The 24,024-nt window shown below is 53.6% G+C and carries 21 protein-coding genes and 1 riboswitch; of the genes, 17 read left to right on the top strand and 4 right to left on the bottom strand.

Annotated elements, in window-relative coordinates; genetic code table 11:
* The first annotated feature begins 132 nt into the window (after positions 1-132).
* Together ACZ481_RS22440 and ACZ481_RS22435 are read left to right on the top strand one after the other, a co-directional pair.
* Positions 133-615, top strand: coding sequence for a GNAT family N-acetyltransferase (locus ACZ481_RS22440; RefSeq protein ID WP_464767559.1), 483 nt, complete (start codon positions 133-135; stop codon positions 613-615).
* A 56-nt stretch (positions 616-671) separates the two neighbouring features.
* Positions 672-1,034, top strand: a complete 363-nt coding sequence (locus tag ACZ481_RS22435; RefSeq protein ID WP_464767558.1) for a hypothetical protein — start codon at positions 672-674, stop codon at positions 1,032-1,034.
* Here ACZ481_RS22435 and ACZ481_RS22430 read toward each other — a convergent pair.
* A complete protein-coding gene (locus ACZ481_RS22430; RefSeq protein WP_464767557.1) occupies positions 1,031-1,600 on the bottom strand; it encodes a xanthine phosphoribosyltransferase in 570 nt (189 codons plus the stop codon). The two genes, ACZ481_RS22435 and ACZ481_RS22430, sit on opposite strands and share 4 nt — an antisense overlap.
* Before the next feature lie 324 nt (positions 1,601-1,924).
* On the opposite strand from ACZ481_RS22430, the gene ACZ481_RS22425 reads away from it, so the two are divergent.
* Positions 1,925-2,674, top strand: a complete 750-nt coding sequence (locus ACZ481_RS22425; protein WP_464767556.1) for a 3D domain-containing protein — start codon at positions 1,925-1,927, stop codon at positions 2,672-2,674.
* 70 nt (positions 2,675-2,744) lie between these two features.
* Here the strand turns inward: ACZ481_RS22425 and ACZ481_RS22420 are convergent, their stop codons facing one another.
* The 3 genes from ACZ481_RS22420 to ACZ481_RS22410 form a co-directional block, all read right to left on the bottom strand.
* Positions 2,745-3,185, bottom strand: a complete 441-nt coding sequence (locus tag ACZ481_RS22420) for a hypothetical protein (RefSeq protein WP_464767555.1) — start codon at positions 3,183-3,185, stop codon at positions 2,745-2,747.
* Positions 3,186-4,101: 916 nt separating this feature from the next.
* On the bottom strand, positions 4,102-4,293 hold the full coding sequence (locus ACZ481_RS22415; RefSeq protein ID WP_464767554.1) for a DUF4926 domain-containing protein: 192 nt from the start codon (positions 4,291-4,293) through the stop codon (positions 4,102-4,104).
* 55 nt (positions 4,294-4,348) lie between these two features.
* A complete protein-coding gene (locus ACZ481_RS22410; protein WP_464767553.1) occupies positions 4,349-5,047 on the bottom strand; it encodes a DUF6883 domain-containing protein in 699 nt (232 codons plus the stop codon).
* A 383-nt stretch (positions 5,048-5,430) separates the two neighbouring features.
* Here ACZ481_RS22410 and ACZ481_RS22405 point away from each other — a divergent pair, with 383 nt between their 5' ends.
* The 14 genes from ACZ481_RS22405 (at position 5,431) to ACZ481_RS22340 (ending at position 23,792) form a co-directional block, all read left to right on the top strand.
* Entirely contained in the window at positions 5,431-6,798 is a 1,368-nt protein-coding gene (locus ACZ481_RS22405; protein WP_464767552.1) for an N-acyl-D-amino-acid deacylase family protein, read from the top strand.
* Between the two features lie 359 nt (positions 6,799-7,157).
* A complete protein-coding gene (locus ACZ481_RS22400; RefSeq protein ID WP_464767551.1) occupies positions 7,158-8,324 on the top strand; it encodes an ABC transporter substrate-binding protein in 1,167 nt (388 codons plus the stop codon).
* An 829-nt stretch (positions 8,325-9,153) separates the two neighbouring features.
* Positions 9,154-10,392, top strand: a complete 1,239-nt coding sequence (locus ACZ481_RS22395) for a sigma 54-interacting transcriptional regulator (RefSeq protein ID WP_464767550.1) — start codon at positions 9,154-9,156, stop codon at positions 10,390-10,392.
* Positions 10,347-10,994: a sigma 54-interacting transcriptional regulator gene (locus ACZ481_RS22390; protein ID WP_464767549.1), complete on the top strand. Its 648-nt coding sequence runs from the start codon at positions 10,347-10,349 to the stop codon at positions 10,992-10,994. The genes ACZ481_RS22395 and ACZ481_RS22390 overlap by 46 nt, the downstream gene beginning before the upstream one ends.
* Before the next feature lie 163 nt (positions 10,995-11,157).
* Positions 11,158-12,183: a C4-dicarboxylate TRAP transporter substrate-binding protein gene (locus ACZ481_RS22385; RefSeq protein WP_464767548.1), complete on the top strand. Its 1,026-nt coding sequence runs from the start codon at positions 11,158-11,160 to the stop codon at positions 12,181-12,183.
* 79 nt (positions 12,184-12,262) lie between these two features.
* On the top strand, positions 12,263-12,760 hold the full coding sequence (locus ACZ481_RS22380; protein ID WP_464767547.1) for a TRAP transporter small permease: 498 nt from the start codon (positions 12,263-12,265) through the stop codon (positions 12,758-12,760).
* Between the two features lies 1 nt (position 12,761).
* Positions 12,762-14,042 carry a TRAP transporter large permease gene (locus ACZ481_RS22375; protein WP_464767546.1) on the top strand — a complete coding sequence of 427 codons (1,281 nt, stop codon included), beginning with the start codon at positions 12,762-12,764 and terminating at the stop codon, positions 14,040-14,042.
* Positions 14,043-14,055: 13 nt separating this feature from the next.
* On the top strand, positions 14,056-15,069 hold the full coding sequence (locus ACZ481_RS22370; RefSeq protein ID WP_464767545.1) for a zinc-binding alcohol dehydrogenase family protein: 1,014 nt from the start codon (positions 14,056-14,058) through the stop codon (positions 15,067-15,069).
* Between the two features lie 22 nt (positions 15,070-15,091).
* Positions 15,092-16,609 carry a tagaturonate reductase gene (locus tag ACZ481_RS22365; RefSeq protein ID WP_464767544.1) on the top strand — a complete coding sequence of 506 codons (1,518 nt, stop codon included), beginning with the start codon at positions 15,092-15,094 and terminating at the stop codon, positions 16,607-16,609.
* Between the two features lie 24 nt (positions 16,610-16,633).
* Positions 16,634-18,118 carry a UxaA family hydrolase gene (locus ACZ481_RS22360; protein ID WP_464767543.1) on the top strand — a complete coding sequence of 495 codons (1,485 nt, stop codon included), beginning with the start codon at positions 16,634-16,636 and terminating at the stop codon, positions 18,116-18,118.
* 63 nt (positions 18,119-18,181) lie between these two features.
* Positions 18,182-18,373, top strand: a riboswitch (cobalamin riboswitch).
* Between the two features lie 104 nt (positions 18,374-18,477).
* Positions 18,478-19,530: a nicotinate-nucleotide--dimethylbenzimidazole phosphoribosyltransferase gene (gene cobT, locus ACZ481_RS22355; RefSeq protein WP_464767542.1), complete on the top strand. Its 1,053-nt coding sequence runs from the start codon at positions 18,478-18,480 to the stop codon at positions 19,528-19,530.
* Positions 19,511-20,563, top strand: a complete 1,053-nt coding sequence (locus tag ACZ481_RS22350; protein ID WP_464767541.1) for a nicotinate-nucleotide--dimethylbenzimidazole phosphoribosyltransferase — start codon at positions 19,511-19,513, stop codon at positions 20,561-20,563. Before cobT ends, ACZ481_RS22350 begins: the two co-directional genes overlap by 20 nt.
* A 514-nt stretch (positions 20,564-21,077) precedes the next feature.
* Positions 21,078-21,956, top strand: a complete 879-nt coding sequence (locus tag ACZ481_RS22345) for a LysR family transcriptional regulator (protein ID WP_464767540.1) — start codon at positions 21,078-21,080, stop codon at positions 21,954-21,956.
* A gap of 138 nt (positions 21,957-22,094) precedes the next feature.
* A complete protein-coding gene (locus ACZ481_RS22340) occupies positions 22,095-23,792 on the top strand; it encodes a ribonuclease J (RefSeq protein ID WP_464767539.1) in 1,698 nt (565 codons plus the stop codon).
* Positions 23,793-24,024 lie beyond the last annotated feature (232 nt).

Raw genomic sequence — 24,024 nt, 5'->3', positions numbered from 1 at the left:
TTGTCGATATTTATGCACAGTGAAATAAAGGAAAAATAATTTGCCATACCGAATCAGAAGTCATAAATCCCTTTAGTCAGAAGCCATGGCTCTGCTTTGCCAGACAGGCGTACAAGCAGGAGGAGGAGCGTTATGGGCAACGTTACATTCGCTGATTTAACAGAAGACCGGTTTGAGGACGCGCTGAACGTATTTATCAGCAGCGGCTGGGCGGAAGAAAGCCTGCATTATGTGAAGGCGGAAATGAGAGCCTTTCTGCATGGTGACATTGACGGCTATATCCGGGCCAGATTCATTCTGGCCATGGTCCGGGACAAAGTAATCGGCGTGGCGGCCTGGTCCCAGTCGATGTGCGGGTTTTCGGTCTATGAATTGTCGTGGGCTACGGTTGTGCCCCCTTGGCGGCATCAGGGCATTAACGGGCTGATGCTGCAGGAGCGGCTTCGCCGCATCAGGCTTCACCATGGTGCGGACAAGTTTCAGGTCATTGTTTGCACCTGGGATAATCCTATGTATAAGCAGGCCGGCTTTGCCCCCATGGCCCAGAGCGTCCGGGCCGAAGGCAACAAAGACAAATGTCTGCTGCTGGCAGAATTTGATGTCCTGCGTTTGTAAGGGCCGGCAGCAGGACCACGGACAATATCAGGCACGGCCTGCAGGGAGTGGTTGCTTTGAAAATATATAATCTTGCCATTTTAATTGAACCAAAAGCCGGTTGCACCGAGGCTGATATAATCCGCGAGATTGGCGGGCAGATTGAAAAAGACGGGCAGGAAATCATTCTTTGCCAGGTTAACGCCGCCGTGCCGCATCCGGTTGTCAGCAAGGGCGGCCAGACGTTGTTTCCGGCTTGTCTGACGCAGGGCACCAGCCGGCTGGTGCTGGCCCTGTCCCTGCCAACCAGAAAGGACCTGGGCCGGCGGTGGTTTCTGAAACGGCTGGCAGGCGAAAACAAAAGCAGCTATCGGCTGATAGCTACCACAGATGTCACGGTTATTCATATTGAAGTAAACTCATTGCCGGGCCAGGGTTAGAGAAAGTTGACCTGGCCGTCGGCAAAGGATTTTATCCGGGCCAGCGATTCCACCCGGTAGCCGGCGGCGGCTAATTTCTGGGCGCCGGGCTGGAAAGATTTTTCAATGACAATCCCGATCCCGACGACTTTGGCGTTGGCCTGCTCGACAATATTGGCCAGGCCGGTGGCCGCCTCGCCGTTGGCCAGAAAATCGTCGATAATCAGCACATGGTCATCGGCCTGTAAAAACTGTTTGGAGATGATGATGTTATTGCTTTCACCCTTGGTATAGGAATAGACGTTGGCCGTATACACATCATCGCCGGTTACCTTGGGTTTGCGCTTGCGCGCGAAAATGACAGGCACCCGCAGAATGAGCCCGGTCATTACCGACGCGGCAATACCGGAAGATTCAATTGTCAGTATTTTGGTGATTTTTTCGCCGTGAAAACGGCTGACGAATTCTTCGGCAATTTTCATCATCAGTTCAGGGTCAATCTGCTGGTTGAGAAAAGAGTCAACCTTCAGCAGGGAATTATTCAAAATCAGACCGTCAGTCTGGATTCTTTGTTTTAATAAGTCCATATAAGCCTCCTGTGTTAGTGTGGGGGGCAATGCAAAAAGCCCTGGCAGGGAAACTCCGCTTGGCCGTATAGGAGCGAAACTTCCCTGTCAGGGCTTTGCCCTTCGAAGGCAGCATATTGACATAACAGCAATTGGCAGTTGCCGCTAACGACTTCCGGGACCTGTCCCCAACAAGATAGTTTTTATTGTTTAGGCTTTATTGTAACAGTCTTTTTACAGGCTTGTCAACAAAACAACAAATTTTGCTTGTAAAAAACTGCTGTGCATGGAAACAGGCATTTGACAGAAACTATAAATAATAGTTTGGGAAAGGAGGCGAATTTGATGCACCATAAACCGCAGCGCAAACATTCCCGCTCTCTTAAACGCCGGTTTAAACGGATGGCGGCCGCCGCCGCTGTCGCCGGGGCGGCCCTGGTTACTTCGGCCTTGCTGCCGGGCGTGCCGGCGACAGCCCAGGCCTCAGCCGCCCCGGAGCAGGCCCCGCAGCCAACGCAGGCCACGCAGCAGATGGCCAAAACCCCGAAGGGGCCTTTTAATTTTAAGTCGGAAAGCAGGGTGCCCCAGAAGAAGCTGGCCAAAGCCCAGGCGAAAGCCGCCGCCGCCCAGCGCAGCCAGCAGGCGCAGAGTAAAACCCCGGTTGCGGCACAAACCGCAAAGCCAGGCCCCAAAGAGGCCGCCCAGCAAAATACAAAACCAAATACAAAGCAAACCACAAAAAAAGTGCAGGCTTCTCCGGCCGCCGACAAGGCGCCGGCCAATGCCACCAAGGTGCTTGATGTTAAAGCCACTGCTTATGCCCCGGGCGCACATGACAACGGGCAGTGGGGGGATAAAACCTTTTTGGGCACCACCGTCCGCCCCGGGATCGTTGCTGTTGATCCCAGGGTGATTCCCCTGGGTACCCGGGTCTATATTGAATATCCCGACGGTACAAGCCAGTATGCCGTGGCCGAGGATACGGGCGGGGCCATTAAAGGCAACCGGATTGATGTTGCCGTGCCCTCGGTCGATAAGGCCTACGATTTTGGCATTAAGAATGTTAAGGTTCATGTTTTGGGCAAGGATGCCTAAGCTAAAATCCTGCAGACCGCATAAGGGTTTGCAGGATTTTAGTTGCCTTGGGGCCCTGGCAGGCGGTTTTTCAATCATCCGGCCCCTGCAGGCAGGCCAGCAATTCCCGGCAGACCTCGCGGCTGTCCCGTAAACCCTGACGGTAGGCAATTTCCGCCGCCTGTCCCGATTCCAGCGTTGTCCAGGACTCGAAATCCATAACCAGACCGGTCATTTCCGGCTGCCGGCCTTTCAGTTTCCGGGACAGTGCCAGCAATTGGCCGAGGGTGGCGCTGACTTTCTCGCCTGTTTGCCGGTAGTCGGCATCCTGCGCGCCGGCCTGGAGGAGGATCTGTTCCACCCTGGCCGTAATATACTGATCAACAGTCTGGTTTATTAGCCGTTTTAGTCCGGCCCGGTCCGCCTGGCCGGCACCGGGCCGCCGGCGCCGGGGTCCGGGCCGGCCGGGCGGCCGCCGCCGGGCGCCGGGGCCGGCCGCTGGCCGGAGACAGGTTCTGTTTGCGTCAGACACAGGTATACCCCCTATACGTAAGCCGGGGCAGCAGCCCGTTGGCCGCCGCCCCGGGTTTTTACAGGGGGAAATAAAAAACGCATGCGAAGGCTTGTACCCTACACATGCGTTTGGCTTTGTCAATTGCTAAAGCCCCAATACCAATAAGCCGGCCCTAGCCGGCCCGGTCAGCAGGGCAGTCAGGCCGGTCAGTTCCGTCTGGCCCCGCTGCTGACAATGGCAGATTGAGGGAAGAGTGCATGGTCTGCTGCGTCTGTCGCACTCACAGCCTGCGCCGGCGGCAACACCCGGTACCCCGTGCTCCCCTCCCCTGCTTGTGCTGGGGCGAAAGCCCGGTGTATAATAGAAATGTCGTCGTGGACAGCTTGCTGTTACGTGTAGGTGTGTTGCGTACACCTTGCGCGGGCCCGGAAGTGCTGGGTACACTTTCGGGTCACGGCGACTTTTTATTTCCACCTATTTCTAATTATAGACTGTTTCCGGCAATTTGCAAGTAGAGACGGCCGGGCGGCCGCGATTTTTCCGGCCGGTACGGGGGCTTAGGCTGGAAAAAGGGATTCCTTTTTACCGGCTCCCAGCCGGGAAAAACGCTGGCGCGGTCTTGGGGTTTTATGCATGGCAGATAGTTCTGGATGTACAAGGGGATGGGGCTTACTTTTGGCATTGCCCCAAAAGTAACAAAAGGTCTAGGCCCGGAGCCTCCAAAAGCTGAAAAGCCGGACGGTATGCCTAAAATCCGTAAACTCGCTGCGCGCTCAAACAGTACGGATTTTTTAACGGCATACCGCCCGGCTTTTCTCCTGCGGAACGCTTTTTCCGGCAAAGGGCCGGGGGTTACCGGGGTTTGCCGGGGTGTCGTCTCGTCAGTCTTTTGCAGTGAATTTGGCTGGAGTTTGTAGTTAGAATATTTCTCTGCTTATTTTTCCTTCACGACCTCATCATCCGACAAAGTTAGCAAATCTATTGTGTATCCATCTTCATCAAGAAATTCAACTTCATATTTGGGAGGATTTGCTTCGTAAACAATAAGTACCGTACCCCTGGCACCTTTCGTTACTTTTTCATTTAAGTCTCTTCTCGCAGTCACTACATCATATTCTTTTAGCATATACGTTTGTGTGCACTCCTTTCCATTGCGTGTCGATATGTCTATTATATCCGATTTACAATTTTGTGGGAATTGCAGTTATCAACCGAACTACACCATCGTTGTTTTCTATCCAGGCAAACACTACATCAATCGTTTTGCCGTTCGGGCCAGTTATAGGTATTACCTGATTATACTTGGTTCCAAACTCTGTGGTAGCGGTTTTCACAGCCTTGTTAGGGTCAAAAACAATTTGCTTGGCTAAATCGCCAGCATTTTCCTTGGTAAAACCAAGTGCTTTCTCAAACCACTTTGCCTTACTTGCACCGTCAACATGTTCGGCGTTTAGCAAGTATCTTTCAAGTTTGACTGTGACACTTTCATGAGTCAATTGTTCTGCAGTTTTTACAGCTTTACTCGCCCCCTGGGATAGTGGCTTTAATCTAAAGCCACCAATACCCATGCCAAATATAGCAAAAACATCGTCGGCAACAGATTGATTAAGTTGCTGCTGCTTATAAAATTCCTGCAAGTCGTCAGGATGTATTTCTATTCCGTCCGGGCCGTTTCTAACGCGCCAAGGAAGAAAATTGGGATTATAATCCTGCCGCCAGCCATCCTCTAAAAGCGAATTGTAAGGGTCCGGTCGATACCACTTGAGGAAGTTATCCAGTTTCCGGCTTAATTCATCAAGATATTGATGAAAATCAAATTTGGGGGCCGTAATGACCATTTGATCCAGTCTGAATACTATTTCAGGCTCCTTGTTGTTCATAATTGCCGTCCCTCCCTCCTAGGAGCAATTTTCCAACAGCGGGAAGGTAATAATAATTTACGCAATGATACCATCTCCTTTTTGATAGCCGATTTGCCAACACCGGCTCTGTTAATTAGCTAATGGTGAATAGAGTTCCTATTTTTTATCCGTACATATTGGCACGCATTCGGAGGGAGAACATCAAAGAAAATTTCTGATTAGGAAGGAACAGGGGGACAGGTTTCTTGTTTTTCTTAACCCCAACGGGCCGGATTAGCAACAGGCGCAATCGCTTACGCCTGTTTTTTTGTTGTCTGGAGGCGGGGGAAATGATATGATAACCTTGAGCCGCGGCAGCGGCTATTCCTGATAAATCCTATAGGCGGCGAGGTGGCGATACGATGTTTGATACCGTAATTATAAATGGCATTGTAGTTGATCCGGAAAAACTGACCCGGCGGCAAGGCAATATCGGCATCGAGGCCGGCAAGATCACTGCGGTTACGCAGCAGGAGATTCACGGCCGGGAAGAGATTGATGCGAACGGCCGGATTGTTTGTCCCGGCTTTATCGACATCCATGGCCATGTGGACTGGCGTGCCTACTGCGGCGAGCTGTCGCTGCGGCAGGGGATCACCACAACCGTGGGCGGCAATTGCGGTTTGAGCCCGCTGGATATTGAGGCCTTTTTTGCCGCCCAGGAACAAGAGGGCTTTATTATCAATCAGGCGGAAATGTTCGGGCATTCGATGAGTCTGCGGGAGGCCGTAGGGGCCGCAGACCCGCACCAGCCGGCGACGGCGGAGCAATTGGCCCGGATGGAATATCAGGTCGAGAAGGCCCTGAACGAGGGGGCCTGCGGCTTATCCCTGGGGCTGGCCTACGCCCCCGGCAGCTCCAATGATGAGATATACAGGCTCAGCCGGCTGGCCGCCCGCTATGGCCGGGTGGTATCGGTAGATACGCGGATGCGCACCAGCATTGATATGTATTCGCTGGTGGAGGCGATCGATATTGCCCGGCAAACCGGCGCCAGGGTCCAGATCTCCCATTTGGTGTATCAGTATGGCACCGGAATGATGGATGAGGCGCTGGCGGTGATCGACAAAGCCCGGGCCGACGGCCTGGACATCCGTTTTGACAGCGGCATGTATACCCAGTGGGCGAGCCATATCGGCGCGGTCCTGTTCAGCGAGGAGTCGATGGTGGCCAATGGCTGGAAACTGGAGGATATCCTGGCGGTAACCGGCAAGTATAACGGCCGGCGGCTGGATATGGACATGTACAGGGATTTGCGCGCCAATGACCCGCAGGCCTCGGTCGTTGTGTTTACCGGGATCGAGGAAGAGATTTACATGGCCTTAAGCCATCCCTATGCCATGCCATCCACCGATACCGGCGAGTATGCGCCCGGCGAGGGCCATCCCCAGATTGCCGGCAGTTTTCCCCGCTATTTCCGGCAAATGGTGGGCGAGCGGTATGAGTTGACGATTATGGAGGCCATCCGGAAAGCCACTTTGCTGCCGGCCGAGACGCTTGGCTTCCATACCAAGGGCCGTTTGCGGGCCGGCATGGATGCCGACCTGGTTGTGTTTGATATTAAGGGCATTATGGATAAGGCCGATTTTGGCTTGCCTGATGCTGTCCCTGAGGGGATTGACTATGTGCTGATCGGCGGCAAGCTGGTGCTGGCCAAGGGGCAGCTGCTGAATACCCGGGCCGGCCAGGCTGTCCGCTGCACTGCGCCGGTCTATGATTATACGATTTAACGCAGCCCGGCGGCAATAGGCTGCCTGCCACCCCGGCAACCAAAAGGTTGCCGGGGTATATTTATGTTAACATGATACCTCCTGGAAAGACTAAACAGGTATGTGTATGCCGGTGGCATACAAAAGGTAAAAAATATTGGATTTATTAGTGATAATTACCACGGAACATCTTGAAAAACTTGCCTTAATGTAATATAATCTAGAACTATAGTGTAAAGCATGAAAAAATACTATAAAAGTATGTTGTCAGTATACTTTTATGGTATTTACTCTGCAAATTGGCCGGCTTATCTCAGCTGTAAACACAATGCACAGCAGACACTATGATTATGGCCAAAAAAAGAAGGGGAGACGTTTATATGCGCAAGAAGGGTTTCCGGTTCGCCGCCACGGTGGTGGCAGCTTTGCTAGCTGGGGCTGTGCTGGCAGGTTGTGGCGACAGGGCGGCCAATGAGGTTAAAATTGGTGTCCTGAATGAAATGACAGGCGGCAATGCCACCATGGGCAACTCATCCGCCAATGGGGCAAAGCTGGCGATTAAAGAGGCTAATGCGAAAGGCGGCCTGCTGGGCAAACAGATTCAGGCCGTTATTGCCGATAATAAAAGTGAACCCTCGGAGGCAGCCAATGCCATGACCAAACTGGCTACTCAGGATAAGGTCGTGGCGGTGACCGGCATGTTTGCCAGCTCCAATGCGATTGCCGCCTCCAGTGTGGCCGAATCGGTCAAGGTGCCGTTCCTGGCAGTAGGGGCGACCAATCCCAAGGTCACGGTGGACGAGAAAAGCGGCAAGGTGAAGGAATATACGTTCCGGGTTTGCTTTATTGACCCGTTCCAGGGCACGGTGGGGGCCAATTTTGTCTTTAATACATTAAAGCTTACTAAAGCGGTTATCCTGGTCGACAACAGCAGCGACTACAGCAAGGGCCTGTCGGCTTTCTTCAAGGAGTCGTTCACTAAAGGCGGCGGCAGTATTTTAGCGGAAGAGGCCTATTTGCAAAAAGACCAGGATTTCAAAACCATTCTGACGAAGGTCAAAGCCCTGAATCCTGATGTCCTGTACGTACCCGGCTATTATGAGGAAGTGGGCAAGATTGTTAAACAGGCGCGCGAGTTAGGGATCACAGGCCCCATCATCGGCGGCGATGGCTGGGATTCGCCGAAGCTGGTGGAGATTGGCACGGCAGCGGCTTTGAATAATACCTATTTTACCAATCACTATTCTGTTGATGATACCAGTGCCGATTCCCAGGCCTTTGTGGAGGCTTATAAAAAAGAGTACGGCCTGGTGCCTGACGCTCTGGCGGTGCTGGGCTATGATGCCGCCAATGTGCTGATTGACGCCATTAAACGGGCCAACAGCCTGGAGCCGGCGAAAATCCGCGAGGCCCTGGCCGCAACTAAGGATTACCCGGCCGTAACGGGGGCAACGACCCTAAACGCCACCCACGATGCGGTGAAAAACGCGGTCATTATTGAAATGAAGGATGGCAAGCAGGTGTATAAGGCGACTGTTAAGCCGTAGGGGTTTGATATTAAGTGCAAGTTCAGGGGCTGCTGCTAGCAAAGGGGCAGCCCGCTAATAGTTTGCTGAATGATTGGTGATAGCAACGATAGTGAAAAAAATTGCAGTAGATGACAATTACCGAGAGAATAATTGAAAATGAGCAATAGTTTGTTCACCAGGTTAGCAAGTATTTAGCAACAAAACCTTTTACAATTGGTATAAATGGGTTATAATAAGCATAGGTTAATACAGCAAAACGCCCCTGCTGAGAACAGGAGCGCTTTGCATTAGGAATAGGGAGGCTACTTCCACAGTTCTCTGATGATCTGATAAATTATCCAGAGAAAGCCGCTTGAGACGGTGATTGTGAACCACTTCGTCGTAAAGCGCAAAAGTCGCACCTCCTTATTCAGTTTTGGGACGGGCCGTGTACCCGTCCCATTAACATTATATAATCTCTACAGGCGAAAGTAATTATATAACAGTTTAGGAAATTAGTTGTAACAACAGTTGGCTTGTCAGCTACCTAATAAGCATAGCTTGCTGGGGCTGCCTAGTAGCTAGAACAAAGACTCTGGCCAATAAACTGAAGCCCTCGCGCCAGCGAGGGCTTCAGTTTATTGGCCAGAAGAAGCATGGGGACGTTCATTTTGCTTCTTTTTTTACTGGAGCTTAGCCATGCTTATGCTGAAAATAAAACAGAACCACCGTCGCTGTTGCCTAGGCGAGGAATAATACCAAATTTTGCGAGGGGCCGGGGAAAAGGATTTTAGCGGCTGTTGCAGAAATGAAATTAGGCGAAATTCAAATTAGAGACAGCTTCAGGACGGCAGATGGAGGAATAAGCATGATACCGATCTTGTTTTTGGCGCCCTTTCCCGGGATGGCTGAGCTGGCAGAGTCAATCGCCAGTGAAATGGGCGTTCCGGTCATTGTCGAGGTCGCTGGCGATGCGCAGGCCAAAGCCATTGTCAGGCAATATCCGGACACCGAGGTCATTGTCAGCCGCGGCGGGGTGGCGGAGGAGGTCCGCGGTTTTGACAATATGAGTGTTGTGGAGATCACGATGTCTGTTAATGATCTGCTCAGCGGGCTGAGCCGGCTTACCGGGCAGGGCATCCGGCGCATTGGCATTGCCAGCCGGGCCAATTTGTTTGACGGCACAATGGGCGATTTTTGCATCGCTGATACGGAGGTGTATATCCGTTCCTGTGCTGATGAACAGGAGATTCAGCAGACGGTGCTGCAGTTTTTTGAGCAAAAGATCGAGGCGGTAATCGGCTGCCGGATGGCTTACGAAACAGCCCGGGAGTGCGGTTTGGTGGCCGAACTGCTGGATTCCAGCGCGGTCTCCATCAGAAAAGCCCTGGAGGAGGCTGTCCGGATTGTCAGGGCCAAGGAAAGCGAAAAACTGCAGGCGGCCCAGCTTATGGCGATTATCGACAATATTGAGGAAGGTGTTATTGCCGTCACCGGTGATAAAAAAGTGAGTTTCTATAATAATCTGGCAAAACGTATCTGTACACAGCCCAACAAGCAGCTGACCTTCGACCATATCGGGGAGCTGCTCAATTACCGCAATCAGGAAAAAATTGTTGCCATTAATGGCAATAGCGTACTGGCCCGCATAATTCCCCTGGAATTTAATAATAAAAAACGGGGCGATGTGATTACCTTCCAGGAGGTCAGCAGTATTCAGGCCTTTGAGAGAAAAATCCGCTTTTCTTCTTATCAAAAAGGTTTATATGCGAAGCGTACTTTTGACGATATTATCGCCCGGTCGGACGTTATGCATCAGTTGATTGCCAAGGCCAAAAACTATGCCACCTATAAATCGAACCTGCTGATTTACGGCGAGACCGGCACCGGCAAAGAGGTAATCGCCCAGAGCGTACATAACCACAGCAAGTATCATAAAGGGCCGTTCGTGTCGGTCAATACGGCCTCCATACCGCCCAGCCTGCTGGAAAGTGAACTGTTTGGCTATGCCGAAGGGGCCTTTACGGGGGCGCGCAAGGGCGGCAAGCAGGGTTTGTTGAATTGGCCCACGGGGGGACGATTTTTCTGGATGAGATTGGCGAGCTGACGCCTGAGATCCAGAGCCGGCTGCTGCGGGTCTTGCAGGAAAAGGAGATTATGCGCATTGGCGATGATAAGATCATACCTGTTGATGTGCGGATTATTTCGGCGACCAACCGGGACTTGTTCGAACAGGTAAAAACGGGCGCTTTCCGCCAGGACCTGTATTACCGGATTTATGTGCTGGGGCTGCGCATCCCGCCGCTGCGGGAACGGCCGGAGGATATCCCGCTGCTGTTTGAGCATTTTGTCCGGCGCATGAGTGCCAGGGAAGGGAAAAAAGTCAAAATCAGCGCCGGGGCGATGAAGGTGCTGACGGCCTATTCCTGGCCGGGCAACATCCGCCAGCTGAGAAACATTGCCGAGGTGGTCACTTACTGCGGGGAGGAGCTGATTGCGCCTGACCATATCGCCGCTGTGCTCAGCGAGCAGGAGACCCGGGTTGAGCAGGGCCGGTCCATTACCATTCCGGCCGGCGGCTCGCTTAAACAGATGGAGACGGAGATTATAAAATGTCTGTTGGCGCAGCACTCCTCCGAGGAGGTGTGCCGACAGCTGGGGATCAGCCGGGTCACGTTATGGCGGAAAAGCAAAGGTTTGTTTCAATAATGAAACAGATGTAATTTCATATACGAAACAAAAATAGCGAAGTGTGCCAAAGAATCTATGATTTCAGCTTGGCACACTTCTTGCTAATTAGTTATGCCGGAACTGTTAGCCCAAACTGACAGGGTCCGGAGGGGCTTTAAAAAAAAGGGGGAGACGTACAAGCATGAAAAAACTGATTAAAAACAGGTATGTGTTGGCCTTGCTAGCCTGTATGCTGGGGCTGACGCTGGCGCTGGCCGGCTGTGGCGGCAAGAAAGACGGGAACAAAGCAGCGGCTGATGAAAAGATCATCATCAAAATTGCTTACGGCAATAACGTGGGTGAGCCCAACGACAAGGCGGTCCGCGAATGGGGCCGGCTCATGAAGGAGAAGAGCAACGGCAAGGTTGAGTTTCAATATTTCCCCAGCTCTCAGCTTGGTTCGCAAAAAGACGTAACCGAACAATTGACAATCGGCGCCAATGTCATTACGATCTCCGACGGCGGGTTCCTGATGGACTATGTGCCTGAGTTTGGTGTAACCTATCTGCCCTATATTTTTGATAATAAAGAGCAATTGTATAAATTAGTGGATAGCGACCTGTTTACAGATCTCTCCCAGAAGCTGGAGACCAAAGGCTTATATGTCGTTCACAGCAAGTGGATTTATGGCGACCGTCACCTGATTGCCACCAAACCGGTTACCAAGCCGGAAGACCTGAGCGGCTTGAAAATCCGGGTGCCGAACATCAAGCTGTCCAACGAAATGATGAATTCCATGGGGGCTGTAGCTACGCCGATGCCGCTGGCCGAGGCCTATCCGGGGCTGATGCAGGGGGTAATCAACGGGGCTGAGAACCCTATCCCCGTATTGTATGGCGGCAAAATGTTTGAAGGCGCCAAATACCTGATGCTGACCCGCCACCAGGTAAATCTGTCCACCTGGATTGCCGGCAAGAAATTTATTGACAAGCTGCCGCCTGAGGTTGTGCAGCAGTTGAAGGAAACCGGTGAGGAAGCCGGCCGTTTCCTGGAAAAAGAGAATGAAAAAGCAGATAAAGAAGCGATAGAAAAAATGAAGGCTGCCGGCGTTCAGGTCATCGAGGTTGACCGCGCTGCCTTTAAGGAAGTCATGAAGGATTTCCCCAAGAAATTCAAAGAGTTTCCGCCTGAAGTAATGGATAAGGTGTATTCCATCATTAAAGAGTAAACAACAATCACCCGGCCTCGGTTCTGCAACCGGGGCCGGCTTAATCAGTGGTTGTAACAAGCCGGAAGGAAGTGATACAGTGGGACGTCAGCTATGGAATTTTATTAAGAATTTTGACGAGATTGCCGGCATGATTTTAATGGCTTTTATTATCTTACTGGCCTGTGCCAATGTGTTTATGCGGTATGTTATCGGCAGCCCCTGGGGCTGGGTGGAGGAAGTAACCATCTTTACTTTTGTCTGGCTGACCATGTTTGGCGCTGCCGCCGTGATTAAAGCGGAAGGGCACTGCAGCATCGATGTGTTAACAAGAAAGCTGCCGCCCGGACCAGGGCGTATTATAACGATTTTTGGCAATCTCTGCACCCTGGTGACCATCGGCCTGATCATCTGGTACGGGACCGAGCTGTCCATACTGGCCACCAGCAAGGTGACGCCGATACTGGGCATTCCCTATTCTTTTGTTGATGCCGCTCTCCCGGTTGCCGGCGTCTTTATGTTTTGCTATTACCTCCGGCGCACCTGGCTGCATCTAACCGGTAAAGAGGAAAAATGCAAGATGGAGGAATTACAGTAATATGTCGGTTTTAATTGCAGCATTCGTCATGCTGGCTCTGTTCGGCATTAATGTGCCGGTGGCGTTCGCAGTCACCCTGTCAACGTTTGTTTATTTTTTTGTGGCCAATGACCTGTCGCCGGTTATGGTGATTCAGCGGATGATCGGCGGGGCCGATAATGTGCCGCTGCTGGCCATTCCGTTTTTTATGATGCTGGGCTCCATATTAAATTATACGGGGATTACGCAGCGGCTGCTGAAGCTGTCTGATATGCTTACCGGTCATATGCGCGGCGGTCTGGCGCAGACCAATGTCATACTGGGCGCGCTGATTGGCGGTCCCTCCGGCGCCGGCCTGGCCGATGCCGCGATGATCTGCAAGGTATTGGTGCCGGAAATGGTACGCAATGGCTACAGCCGTTCCTTTGCCGCCGCCCTGACGGCGGCGTCGGCCCTGCTGGGACCGATTCTGCCGCCCGGTATTGGTCTTATTATTTACGGTTTTGTATCCGACACCTCGATCGGCAAGCTGTTTCTGGGCGGCATGGGACCCGGTATCCTGCTGACCTTGCTGTTGATGGTGGCCGTTGACTATGTGGCCAGAAAGCGGGGCTATAAAGCCACCCGTACGCACAAGCCGTCCTTTAAAGAGGTGGCGGTCGCGGCCAAGGATGCCGTTTGGGGCCTGATGCTGATGGTTATTATCCTCGGCGGTATCCGCTATGGTATTTTTACGCCTACCGAAGCCGGGGCGGTAACGGTTATTTACGCCTTGATCATCGGCTTTATCTACCGGGAGACGAAATGGGCCGATGTTAAGGCCGCCCTGTCCGAATCGGCCCGGGCCAATGGTTCCATTATGCTGATATTGATGGCTTCAGCCGGCTTTGCCTGGATTCTGTCCTGGGAAGGTGTGGCCGGGGATGTAACCGCCCTGCTGACTGAGTTTACCGACAGTCCGGCGATGTTTCTGCTGATGGTTAACCTGTTTCTGCTGGTTGTCGGCATGTTTTTGGACGGCAATGCCGCCATTATTGTGCTGACGCCGTTATTGATGCCTACTGTCCATGCTTTGGGGATTGATCCGGTGCATTTCGGCATTACGATGATCTTTAATCTGTCTATCGGCGCGATTACGCCGCCGTTTGGGACAACCATGTTTTTAACCTGCAATCTGACAAGGGTGCGCATGGATGAATTCCTCAAAGAAATTATACCATTTTACGTAGTGCTGCTGATCACACTGGCGGTTACAACCTATTATCCGCCTCTGAGCCTGATTCTGGCAGAACTCGTCAAGTAAAGGAGTGCTGTACATGAAAGCTGTATATTTGCAAAACCCCGGCGATATTGCCATCGCCGAGGTGGAAAGACCGCTGCGCGGCCGGGACCAGATCCTGATTGCCGTCCGCAGCGCCGGGATTTGCGGCTCTGATATCGGCGCTTATCGCGGCACCAATCCGCTGGTTTCTTATCCGCGGATCATCGGCCACGAAATTGCCGGGGAGATCATTGAAATCCCTGCGGATGAAACCGGGTTTGCCGTCGGCGACCGGGTTATCCTTGAACCTTATGTCTATTGCGGCCACTGCTACCCGTGTTCCATCGGGCACACGAACTGCTGCGAGAATCTGACGGTGCTGGGGGTTCACATTGATGGCGGCATGGCCCAGTATTTTTCCCATCCCCGCCACCTGGTACATAAAGCACCTGACGCTATCCCCTGGGATATTCTGCCGATGGCTGAGCCGCTGGTTATAGCCATGCATGCCGTTACCCAGCCCAGGACTCAGGCCGGTGAGCATGTGGTGATTACCGGCTGCGGCCCCATCGGTCTGCTGGCGGCCCAATATGCGCTGACCTTAGGGGCGGTCCCGGTTGTCGTCGACCCGGTGGAAGAGAGGCTGGCCCTGGCGCGGCAGCTTGGCATCAAATACACGGTTAATCCTGTTGCCAGTGATGCGCTGCCGGCGATTCAGGCCATCACCGGCAACCGCATGGCCGAGGTTGTCATCGAGGCCTCCGGCGACGCCCGGGCCATCCGCAGTGCGATTGATTATGTTTCTTACGCCGGCCGGATCTCGCTGGTCGGCTGGCCCAAAAATGAAATCCCGCTGCCGACAGCCCTCTTTACCAAAAAAGAGCTGACAATTGTCGGTTCCCGCAACAGCGTGGGCCTGTTCCCGGAAAGCCTGCGCCTGATTGCCGAAAAAGAGGTCGATGTGGCGGCCCTTGTTACCAAAACCGTGCCGGTAGAGGAGATTCCGGCTACTGTTAAGGACATTTCCGAGCATCCGGAAAGATATCTTAAGGTCATTGGCCTGTTCTAATTTAATAGCGGGAGGGAAAAAGATGAACCAATTAAACGCAGCAACTTTTGCCAACCTGCAGCCGCCGGCCGGCCTGGAGGTGTTTGCCGCCAGCCATTTGCCGGAACGGGTGATCCAGTTTGGCGAGGGCAACTTTTTGCGGGCTTTTGTTGACTGGATGATTCACCGGCTGAACAGGCAGGGCTTATTCAACGGCAGGATTGTACTGGTACAGCCGATTGCCGAAGGACTGGCCGACACCATTAATGAGCAGGACGGTTTATATACCCTGCTGCTGCGGGGCCTGCAGGCGGGCCGGATTGTTGAGCAAAAAGAGATTATAACCTCTGTCAGCCGCGGGATCAATCCCTACACGGACTGGGCGGCCTGCCTGGCCTGTGCCGAGAACCCGGACATAGAGTTTGTCGTTTCCAATACAACCGAAGCCGGCATTATTTATGATCCGGCTGACCGTCCCGAGCATTTGCCGCCTGTTTCCTTTCCCGGCAAACTGACAGCCTACCTGTATCGCCGCTTTCAGCATTTTCAGGGGGATGCGGCCAAAGGCCTGGTCATTCTGCCCTGCGAGCTGATCGAGCGCAACGGCGAGCAGCTGCAGGCCATTGTGCTGCGCCTGGCCCGGGAATGGGGCCTGCCGGCGGCCTTCGCCGCCTGGGTGTCCGCGCATAATACGTTTGTCAATACGCTGGTGGACCGGGTTGTCACCGGTTACCCCAAGGAGGAAGCAGGGGAACTGGAGCAATATCTGGGATATCGTGACCGGCTGCTGACAGCGGGGGAATTATTCCATTTATGGGTGATTGAAGGGCCGGCGGCATTGGCTGAGCGTCTGCCGTTTACCCAGGCAGGGCTGAATGTAATCTGGACAAACGATATGTCGCCGTATCGCACCCGCAAGGTCCGCATTCTGAACGGTGCCCACACCGCGTCGGTGCCGGTGGCTTATCTGTACGGGCTGGAAGCAGTTAAAGAGATGATGGATCATCCGGTGCTGGGCCGGTTTATCCGCCAGGTTATCTGGGACGAGATTGTCCCGTCGATCGAGCTTGACCGGGAAATGCTGAGCGAGTTCGCCGGCAGTGTGATTGAACGGTTTGAGAACCCGTTTATTACACATTACCTGCTGAGTATTCTGCTTAATTCGTCCGCCAAGTTTAAAACCAGGAATCTGCCGTCACTGCTGGCCTACTGCCGGCAGCGGGACGACCTGCCCGAGAAGCTGGTATTTGCGCTGGCGGCCCTGATTTCCGTATACAAAGACGGCCGCATGGAAGGTTCGGTCATGAAAGCCCGGCGCGCCGCCGGCGAGTTTAGCATGAGGGATGATCTGCCGACGCTCCAGTTTTGTGCTGCGGCCTGGCGGGACTATGACGGCAGTGCCCCCAGCACCGCCAAAGTCGCCCGGGCGATTTTGGGCAATACCGGCATCTGGGGTACTGATCTTAATACGGTTCCGGGCCTCACGCCGATGGTTACAGCCTATCTTTACGATATCTGCGAGCATGGTATCCAGGATACTGTGGCCAAATTGGTCGAGTAGCGGAAGCGGGTTGGAGGAATAGCAATGCCGTTGTTACAAATTCATGCAAATGACAATGTGGCTGTTGCCCTGGCCCCGGTTGCCGCCGGCGAGGAATTAACGGCCGGCGGCCGGCGCCTTAAGGCGGCCGGGGCTGTGGACAGGGGCCACAAGCTTGCGCTCGTCAATATTGGCGCCGGCGAGAAAATTATTAAATATGGTTTTCCCATCGGCCTGGCCGCGGCCGATATCAGGGCCGGGGAGTGGGTCCATACCCATAACCTGACCACCGGCCTGGGAGAGATCCTGGAATATGAATATAAGCCCGAGTTTACCGAACTGCAGCCGGTGGCAGCAAAAATGTTTCAGGGCTACCGCCGGCCGGACGGCAAAGTCGGCAGCCGCAACGAGATCTGGATTGTGCCGACCGTCGGCTGTGTCAACAAAAATGCCGAGCTGATCGCCCGGCAGGCAGCCCGGGAATATGGCAGTAGGGAAAATATCGACGGCATCTTTGAGTTTAAGCATCCCTACGGCTGTTCGCAAATGGGCGAGGACCAGCTGGCCACCCAGCGAATTCTGGCCGACCTGGTTGCCCATCCCAATGCCGGCGCCGTGCTGGTGCTGGGGCTGGGCTGCGAGAACAACCATATCGGGGAATTCAAAAAGGTGCTGGGCAGCTACAACCCGGAGCGGGTGAAATTCCTGGAGGCCCAGGCGGTTGAGGATGAAATTGCCGAAGGGGTGCGGCTTATCGGCGAACTCATCGGCTACGCCCGGCAGTTTTCCCGGCAGGCCTGCCCGGCCTCGGAGCTGATCGTCGGTCTTAAATGCGGCGGCTCGGACGGCTTCTCCGGCATTACCGCGAACCCGCTGGTCGGCGCTTTTTCCGACCGTCTGACCGCCATGGGCGGCACGACCGTATTAAGCGAAGTGCCGGAAATGTTCGGGGCCGAGACGATTCTAATGAACAGGGCCGCGAACCGGGAGGTTTTCGAAAAGACCGTGCGGCTGGTTAACGGCTTTAAAGAATATTTTGCCGCCCATAACCAAACAATCTATGAGAACCCGTCGCCAGGCAATAAAAAAGGCGGCATCTCCAGCCTTGAGGATAAATCGCTGGGCTGTACGCAAAAAGGCGGTACCGGCAAGGTCGCCGATGTCCTTGCCTATGGGGAGCAGGTGAAGACCAGGGGGCTGAACCTGTTAAGCGGTCCCGGCAATGACGGGGTGGCGACAACGGTGCTGGCGGCTGCCGGCTGCCAGCTGATCCTGTTTACCACCGGCCGCGGCACGCCGCTGGGGACTGTTGTGCCGACGGTCAAGGTGGCGACAAACAGCGAGTTGTTTAATAAAAAACGCCACTGGATGGATTTTGATGCCGGCCAGCTGCTCGCCGGCATGGAGCTGGAACCGCTGGCCGATGTGTTTGTCGACTATGTGCTGGCCGTGGCCTCAGGCCGGCAGACCCAGGCGGAAAAAATGGGCTTCCGGGAGCTTACGATTTTTAAAAACGGTGTCACTTTGTAGCGGATTTGGGTTTTAATCATTGACGCCCTTCCGGCGCGTCTGCTATAATGACGGTGAATATTATATATATTGCACGGTTGAGGTGCCCCCTGACGGGGGAGAATAGGGAAGTCCGAGTATGGAAGGCAATGCTTCCATATATAGGCGCGGGCCCGCCACTGTACCGGGAAGACCTTACCTATGCCACTCGCAAGGGGAAGGCGTAAGTGTTGATGAACCGGGAGCCAGGAGACCTGCCTTAATACCGTTACACCACCTTCATGGAAAAGAGGGCTTTTTTGGGACTACCCAAAAAAGCCCTTTGTTTTTCCCCAGCTGAATGGTTAAAGAGCAAGAGGTACTAAAAATGGGGGGTTATTATGAGTTTGCTACAAGAAACGTTATTGCGCATTACGGCACCGGCACCGGCGATTGGGCAGCAGGTACAGGCAAAACTGGACAGGCTGCTGCGGCCGGCAGGCAGTCTGGGCCGTCTCGAGCAAATGGTACGGCAGTATGCGGTGATAACCGGCCGGCTGCAGCCTGACATTCCCCGGGCCTGCATGGTGGTGGCCTCGGCCGATCACGGGGTGGCCAGGCAGGGCATCAGCGCGTATCCGGTGGAAACCACTATTCATATGACGGCCAATTATCTGATCTCAAAGGGCGGCAGCGCCAATGCCTTTGCTAATTTTTGCGGCGCCGACATGGTTGTCGTCGATATGGGCGTGGCCGGCGATATGTCGCATGTACCGGGGTTGTGGCACCGGAAAATAGCCTATGGGACGCAGGATTTTACCGAGGGGCCGGCCATGACCCGGGAGCAGGCCGTACAGGCAATCGAAACAGGCATCGACATCGTCAATGACCGGGTCCGGCAGGGCTATAACTGCTTCAGCCTGGGGGAGATGGGCATTGGCAACACAACCGCCAGCGCCACGATTGTCGGGGCCTTTACCGGCCTGTCGCCGGAGCAGGTGACAGGCCGGGGCACCGGGATATCAGACAGCCGCCTGCAGGTTAAGATCGATATTGTCCGCCGGGCTTTGGCCCTGAACCAGCCTGACGCCGGCGACGGCATTGATGTGTTGTCCAAGGTCGGGGGCTTTGAAATCGGGGCTTTGGCCGGTGTTGTCCTGGGCTGTGCCGCCAACCGCTGCCCGGTTGTAATTGACGGCCTGAATACGACGGCCGCGGCCTTGATCGCCAACGCGCTCCATCCCCTGAGCAAGGAATTTATGTTCGCCTCTCATCTGTCCGGGGAACCGGCCCATATCATTGCCCTGGGGCACCTTAATCTGGAGGCCTGCCTGGATATGGGGGTCCGCCTGGGCGAGGCGATTGGGGCCTCGGTCGTGGTGGATATGCTGACAGCGACCGTTAACATGCTGAATAACCTGGGAGGTCAGTCGAATGCTGGAAAAGACGATTAGCCAAATTAAACCCCTTGATGCCGCGGCGATGGAGAAATGTCAGCTACGGCTGGATAACCTGACCAAGCCTCTTAACAGTTTGTATTCTTTTGAGCATATAGCCCGTCAGCTGGCGGGCATTACCGGCAGCCCCCGGCCCCGGAACCTGGGGAAAAGCATCATTGTCATGGCCGCCGACAACGGGGTGGCCGCGGCGATGGCTGCCGCCGGCCAGACAACGGCCGGCCGGATTGCCGACTATTGCCGCGGCCGGTCGCCGCTGCCGACGTTTGCCGGCCATGTCCAGGCCCGGCCGGTGGTGGTGGATATCGGGGTTGCGGCCGAACTGACGCACTGGCCGCAGCTGTGCCATAAAAAAGTTGCTTACGGCACCGGCGATATTACGCTGGGGCCGGCCATGACGCGGCAGCAGGCGATTCAGGCCATCGAGGCGGGCATCGCCGTTGCCTGCGCAGAGACCGCCCAGGGAGCCAGCGTGCTGGGGCTGGGGGAGATGGGGCTGGGCGGCACGGCGCCGGGCATCGCGGTGGTTGCCTGTTACAGCGGCAAGGCCCTGACGGTAGCCGGCAGTCCGCTGGCCGAGATTGTGCAGCAGGCTTTAGCCGTGAACCGGCCTGATGCCGCCGATCCCCTGGACGTTGTCAGCAAAACCGGCAGCCTGGCCATCGCCGGTCTGACTGGCGTCATTCTGGGGGCTGCCGCTCACCGGGCCGCCGTCGTCCTGGACGGCCTGGCCACAAGTGCGGCGGCACTGCTTGCCACCAGGCTGGCACCGGCCGTCAAAGCGTATCTGATCGGCTCGCATTTTGCGGTGGAACCTGCGCATCAGGCTGCACTGGCGCTGAGCGGGGTACCGGCCTATCTTAAGCTGGATATCGATTTGGGCGAGGGCATCGGCGCCGCTCTCGGTCTGTCGCTGGTCAAGGCCTCGGAACATGTTATCAATGATATGAAAACCTTTGGCGAGGCCGAGGTCGCTGTCGCGCAGGACGGTCCGGGGGCATTGAAGCAGACTAAGGATGTAAAAGATTAGCAGGCGGCCCAGCAGGACCGTCCGCGGCAGGGTGGTTGTCAAGTAAGCTAACAGCAACTGGGCGGCGGCCCGGAAATACCGAAAAAGCTCAGGTGGCAGTGAAAATTCTGCCGGCCCGGGCTTTTTTCGCATAAAAAAATAGCACCCGGCCATAAAAGGCGGGGTGAGAATATAGCTTCTCAGAAAAAACGGAATGAGTGCCTGCTATTAATTAAATATCAGCGGCATTAATAACATTAACGATATGATCGCCATACATTGCAATAACTCTTTCAAAACTATTCTCCCTTCATTTATAATTCAATTATTACATTATTCGACAATATAGTAATATTCTCTGCAAACTTTGATATAATAGTATCATAGTAAATAGTAGGGGTACACGTCAATTGCTTTTTGGATTTGTAAATAAAAAATATGTGATTTATGGAACAGTCTATACTTACAGGCCGGAAAATATGCCTGTTACAGGCACTAAATCGTTAATAGTTAAGGAAAATGGAGAGAAATTTACGTGGATATAAGACAATTGGAATATTTTATTGAGGTGGCCCGGCAAAAAAGCTTCAGCAAGGCGGCCGAGGCCCTGCATGTTTCCCAGCCTTCGATCAGTAAGACAATTAAAGACCTCGAAACCCAGCTTGGTTCCACCTTATTCTACCGTAATACCAAGTTTGTTGAACTCACCGATGCCGGGGAGGCAATCCTGGAGCAAGCCCAGCAGATTGTGTCTTCTTTCCTCAATATCAATGTACAGCTGAATGGCATAACGAAGCTGCAAACAGGCAAGATTCATATTGGTTTGCCGCCGATTACCGGCGTCAGTGATTTTGCCCAGTCGTTAGGGCAGTTTAAAAATGAATATCCCAATATCCAGATCAAACTCTATGAATATGGCTCCAAGAAAATTGAGCTGGGGATTCAGGACGGTACACTGGATATGGGGATCATTTATGTGCCCAGTGAAGAGGAAGAACTGTATGAACAGGTGTCTTTTGTCCGCGACCAGCTTCATATCGTCATGCATCCCCGGCATCCCCTGGCCGGCCGGAGTGTGATTGCTTATCAGGACCTTAAGGATGAGCAGTTTGTTTTATACAGCAATGATTATATCCTGCATGACAAAATTATTGAGCGCTGCAAAGAAGCCGGTTTTACCCCTCATATTATTTTTGAGACCTCCCAGCAGGAGCTTATGACTCAGATTGTTGCCGCCCGCCTGGGGGTGGCCTTGCTGCCGGGCAAGGTTTGCCGGGAGCTTAACACCGATGCCTTTACCACGCTGCCGATGGCTGATCCCCAGCTGTATCTGCAGCTGGCCATGGCCTGGAAGAAAGGGCGGTATTTGTCGCATGCCGCCCGAAAACTGATTGCTTTTATAAAACAGGCATAACCCTATTTGCAAAACGCGGTCCGGTTGTATATAATAAAAGATACTAGTTAGTGACCGGCGTTAATTTTGCTCAGATGGTGCGGATGACAATGTAACGTTGCGTAAAGCTAGGACCTGCCCGGGTCCTAGTTTCTAATTATGCAAAGAACTAAATTAATTTATTGGAGGTTCCAGTTGAAAAAGAAAGACAAACTACTCATTATACCGCTGGGGGGACTTGGCGAGATCGGGAAAAATATGACGGTGTTCCGTTACGGTGATGACATCATTATCCTGGACTCCGGTCTGGCTTTTCCGGAAGAGGACATGCTGGGTATTGATCTGGTGATACCTGACATGTCCTATCTAATAGAAAATAAAGATAAAATCAGGGCCGTTGTGTTAACCCATGGCCATGAGGATCATATCGGCTCTTTATTTTATCTGCTCCGTCAGGTTGATGTGCCTGTGTATGGTTCCCGGCTTACTCTGGGGCTGGTAGAAGGACGGCTTAAGGAATATGATGTCTCGGCCCATAATCTGATTCCCGTGGGGCCCGGCGACTGCCTGACCCTTGGTCAGTTTGAGGTGGGTTTTATCCGGGTTAATCACTCCATTGCCGACGCGTTGGGGGTTTATTTCAAGACCCCGATCGGAACGGTTGTGCATACAGGCGACTTTAAAATCGATCAAACCCCGGTGGACGGAAAAATGATTGATATCCACAAATTTGCCGAACTGGGCAATGACGGCGTGCTGGTGCTGCTTTCGGACAGCACCAATGCCGAGCGCCCGGGCTACACCAAATCGGAACGTACCGTCAGTGTGGCGCTGGACGAGCATTTCCGTTCCGCCAAGGGGCGGATCATCCTGACTACCTTTGCTTCCAATGTGCCGCGACTGCAGCAGGCTATCAATTCAGCCTGCCGCTACGGGCGCAAGGTGGCGCTGCTGGGCCGGAGCATGGTAACCGTTATCACCAAGGCCCAGGAGCTTGGCTATATGACAATTCCCGAAGGCATTCTGATCGGGGTTGAGGAGATCAACCGTTATCCCGACAACCAGATGCTGATCTTAACCACCGGCAGCCAGGGGGAACCGATGGCGGCACTCAGCCGGCTGGCCGCAAGGAATCACCGCAGTCTCGAATTGGCGCACGGCGATACGGTGCTGATCGCAGCCAGCCCCATCCCCGGCAATGAGCGTTCTATCGGCCGCACGATTGACGCCTTGCTCCGGTCCGGCATTCATGTCGTTTATGAACGGACATCGGGGATTCATGTTTCCGGCCATGCCAGCCAGGAGGAGCTTAAGCTTATTCTGAATCTGACCCGGCCCAAATTCCTTATTCCCGTTCATGGTGAGCACAGAATGCTCAAGCATCATAGCAAGCTGGCCATTGAATTGGGCATACCGAAAGAAAATGTCTTTATTGGCGAAAATGGCCATGTTTTTGAATTTACAGCCGAGACCGGACGCATGGCCGGCAAGGTGACCGCCGGCAAAATATTTGTGGACGGCCTGGGGGTTGGCGATGTCGGCAATATTGTAATCAGGGACCGGCGCCAGCTGTCCCAGGACGGGGTATTGATTGTTGTTGTAACCCTTGATAAAAGCAGGGGCTGTGTTCTTGACGGCCCGGATATTGTTTCCCGGGGCTTCGTCTATGTGCGGGACTCGGAGAGTTTGATGGAGGAGTCGCGGAAAATAGTAAAATCGGTTCTGGAACGGTTCGAAAACCAGCCGATTACCCAGTGGGCGCCGCTGAAAGCGGCCATCCGGGAAGCGCTTGCCAAATTTTTGTTTTCCAAAACCGGGCGCAGGCCGATGATCCTGCCCATTATCATGGATTTATAAGCTCTGTTCAGAGCTCTTGCCGCAAGACCTGCAGGCCATTTAGCGCCGGCAGGTCTTGTTTGCAGCTGCGGGCGGGAAAACAGGCTGCCCGCAGCTGCCGGGGCTAAACGCTCAGGCCGGCGCCAGGCGGGCTGGGGAAAATATTGTCAAAGGCCATAGTTTTTATAAAGATTTTGTTGAATTTAATTCAATATTATGAAATGTGAAAAAAATATTTTTCGCAGGTAGGAAA

The sequence above is a fragment of the Sporomusa intestinalis genome, assembly GCF_055383785.1.
This window is presented reverse-complemented; position numbering and strand designations above follow the sequence as displayed.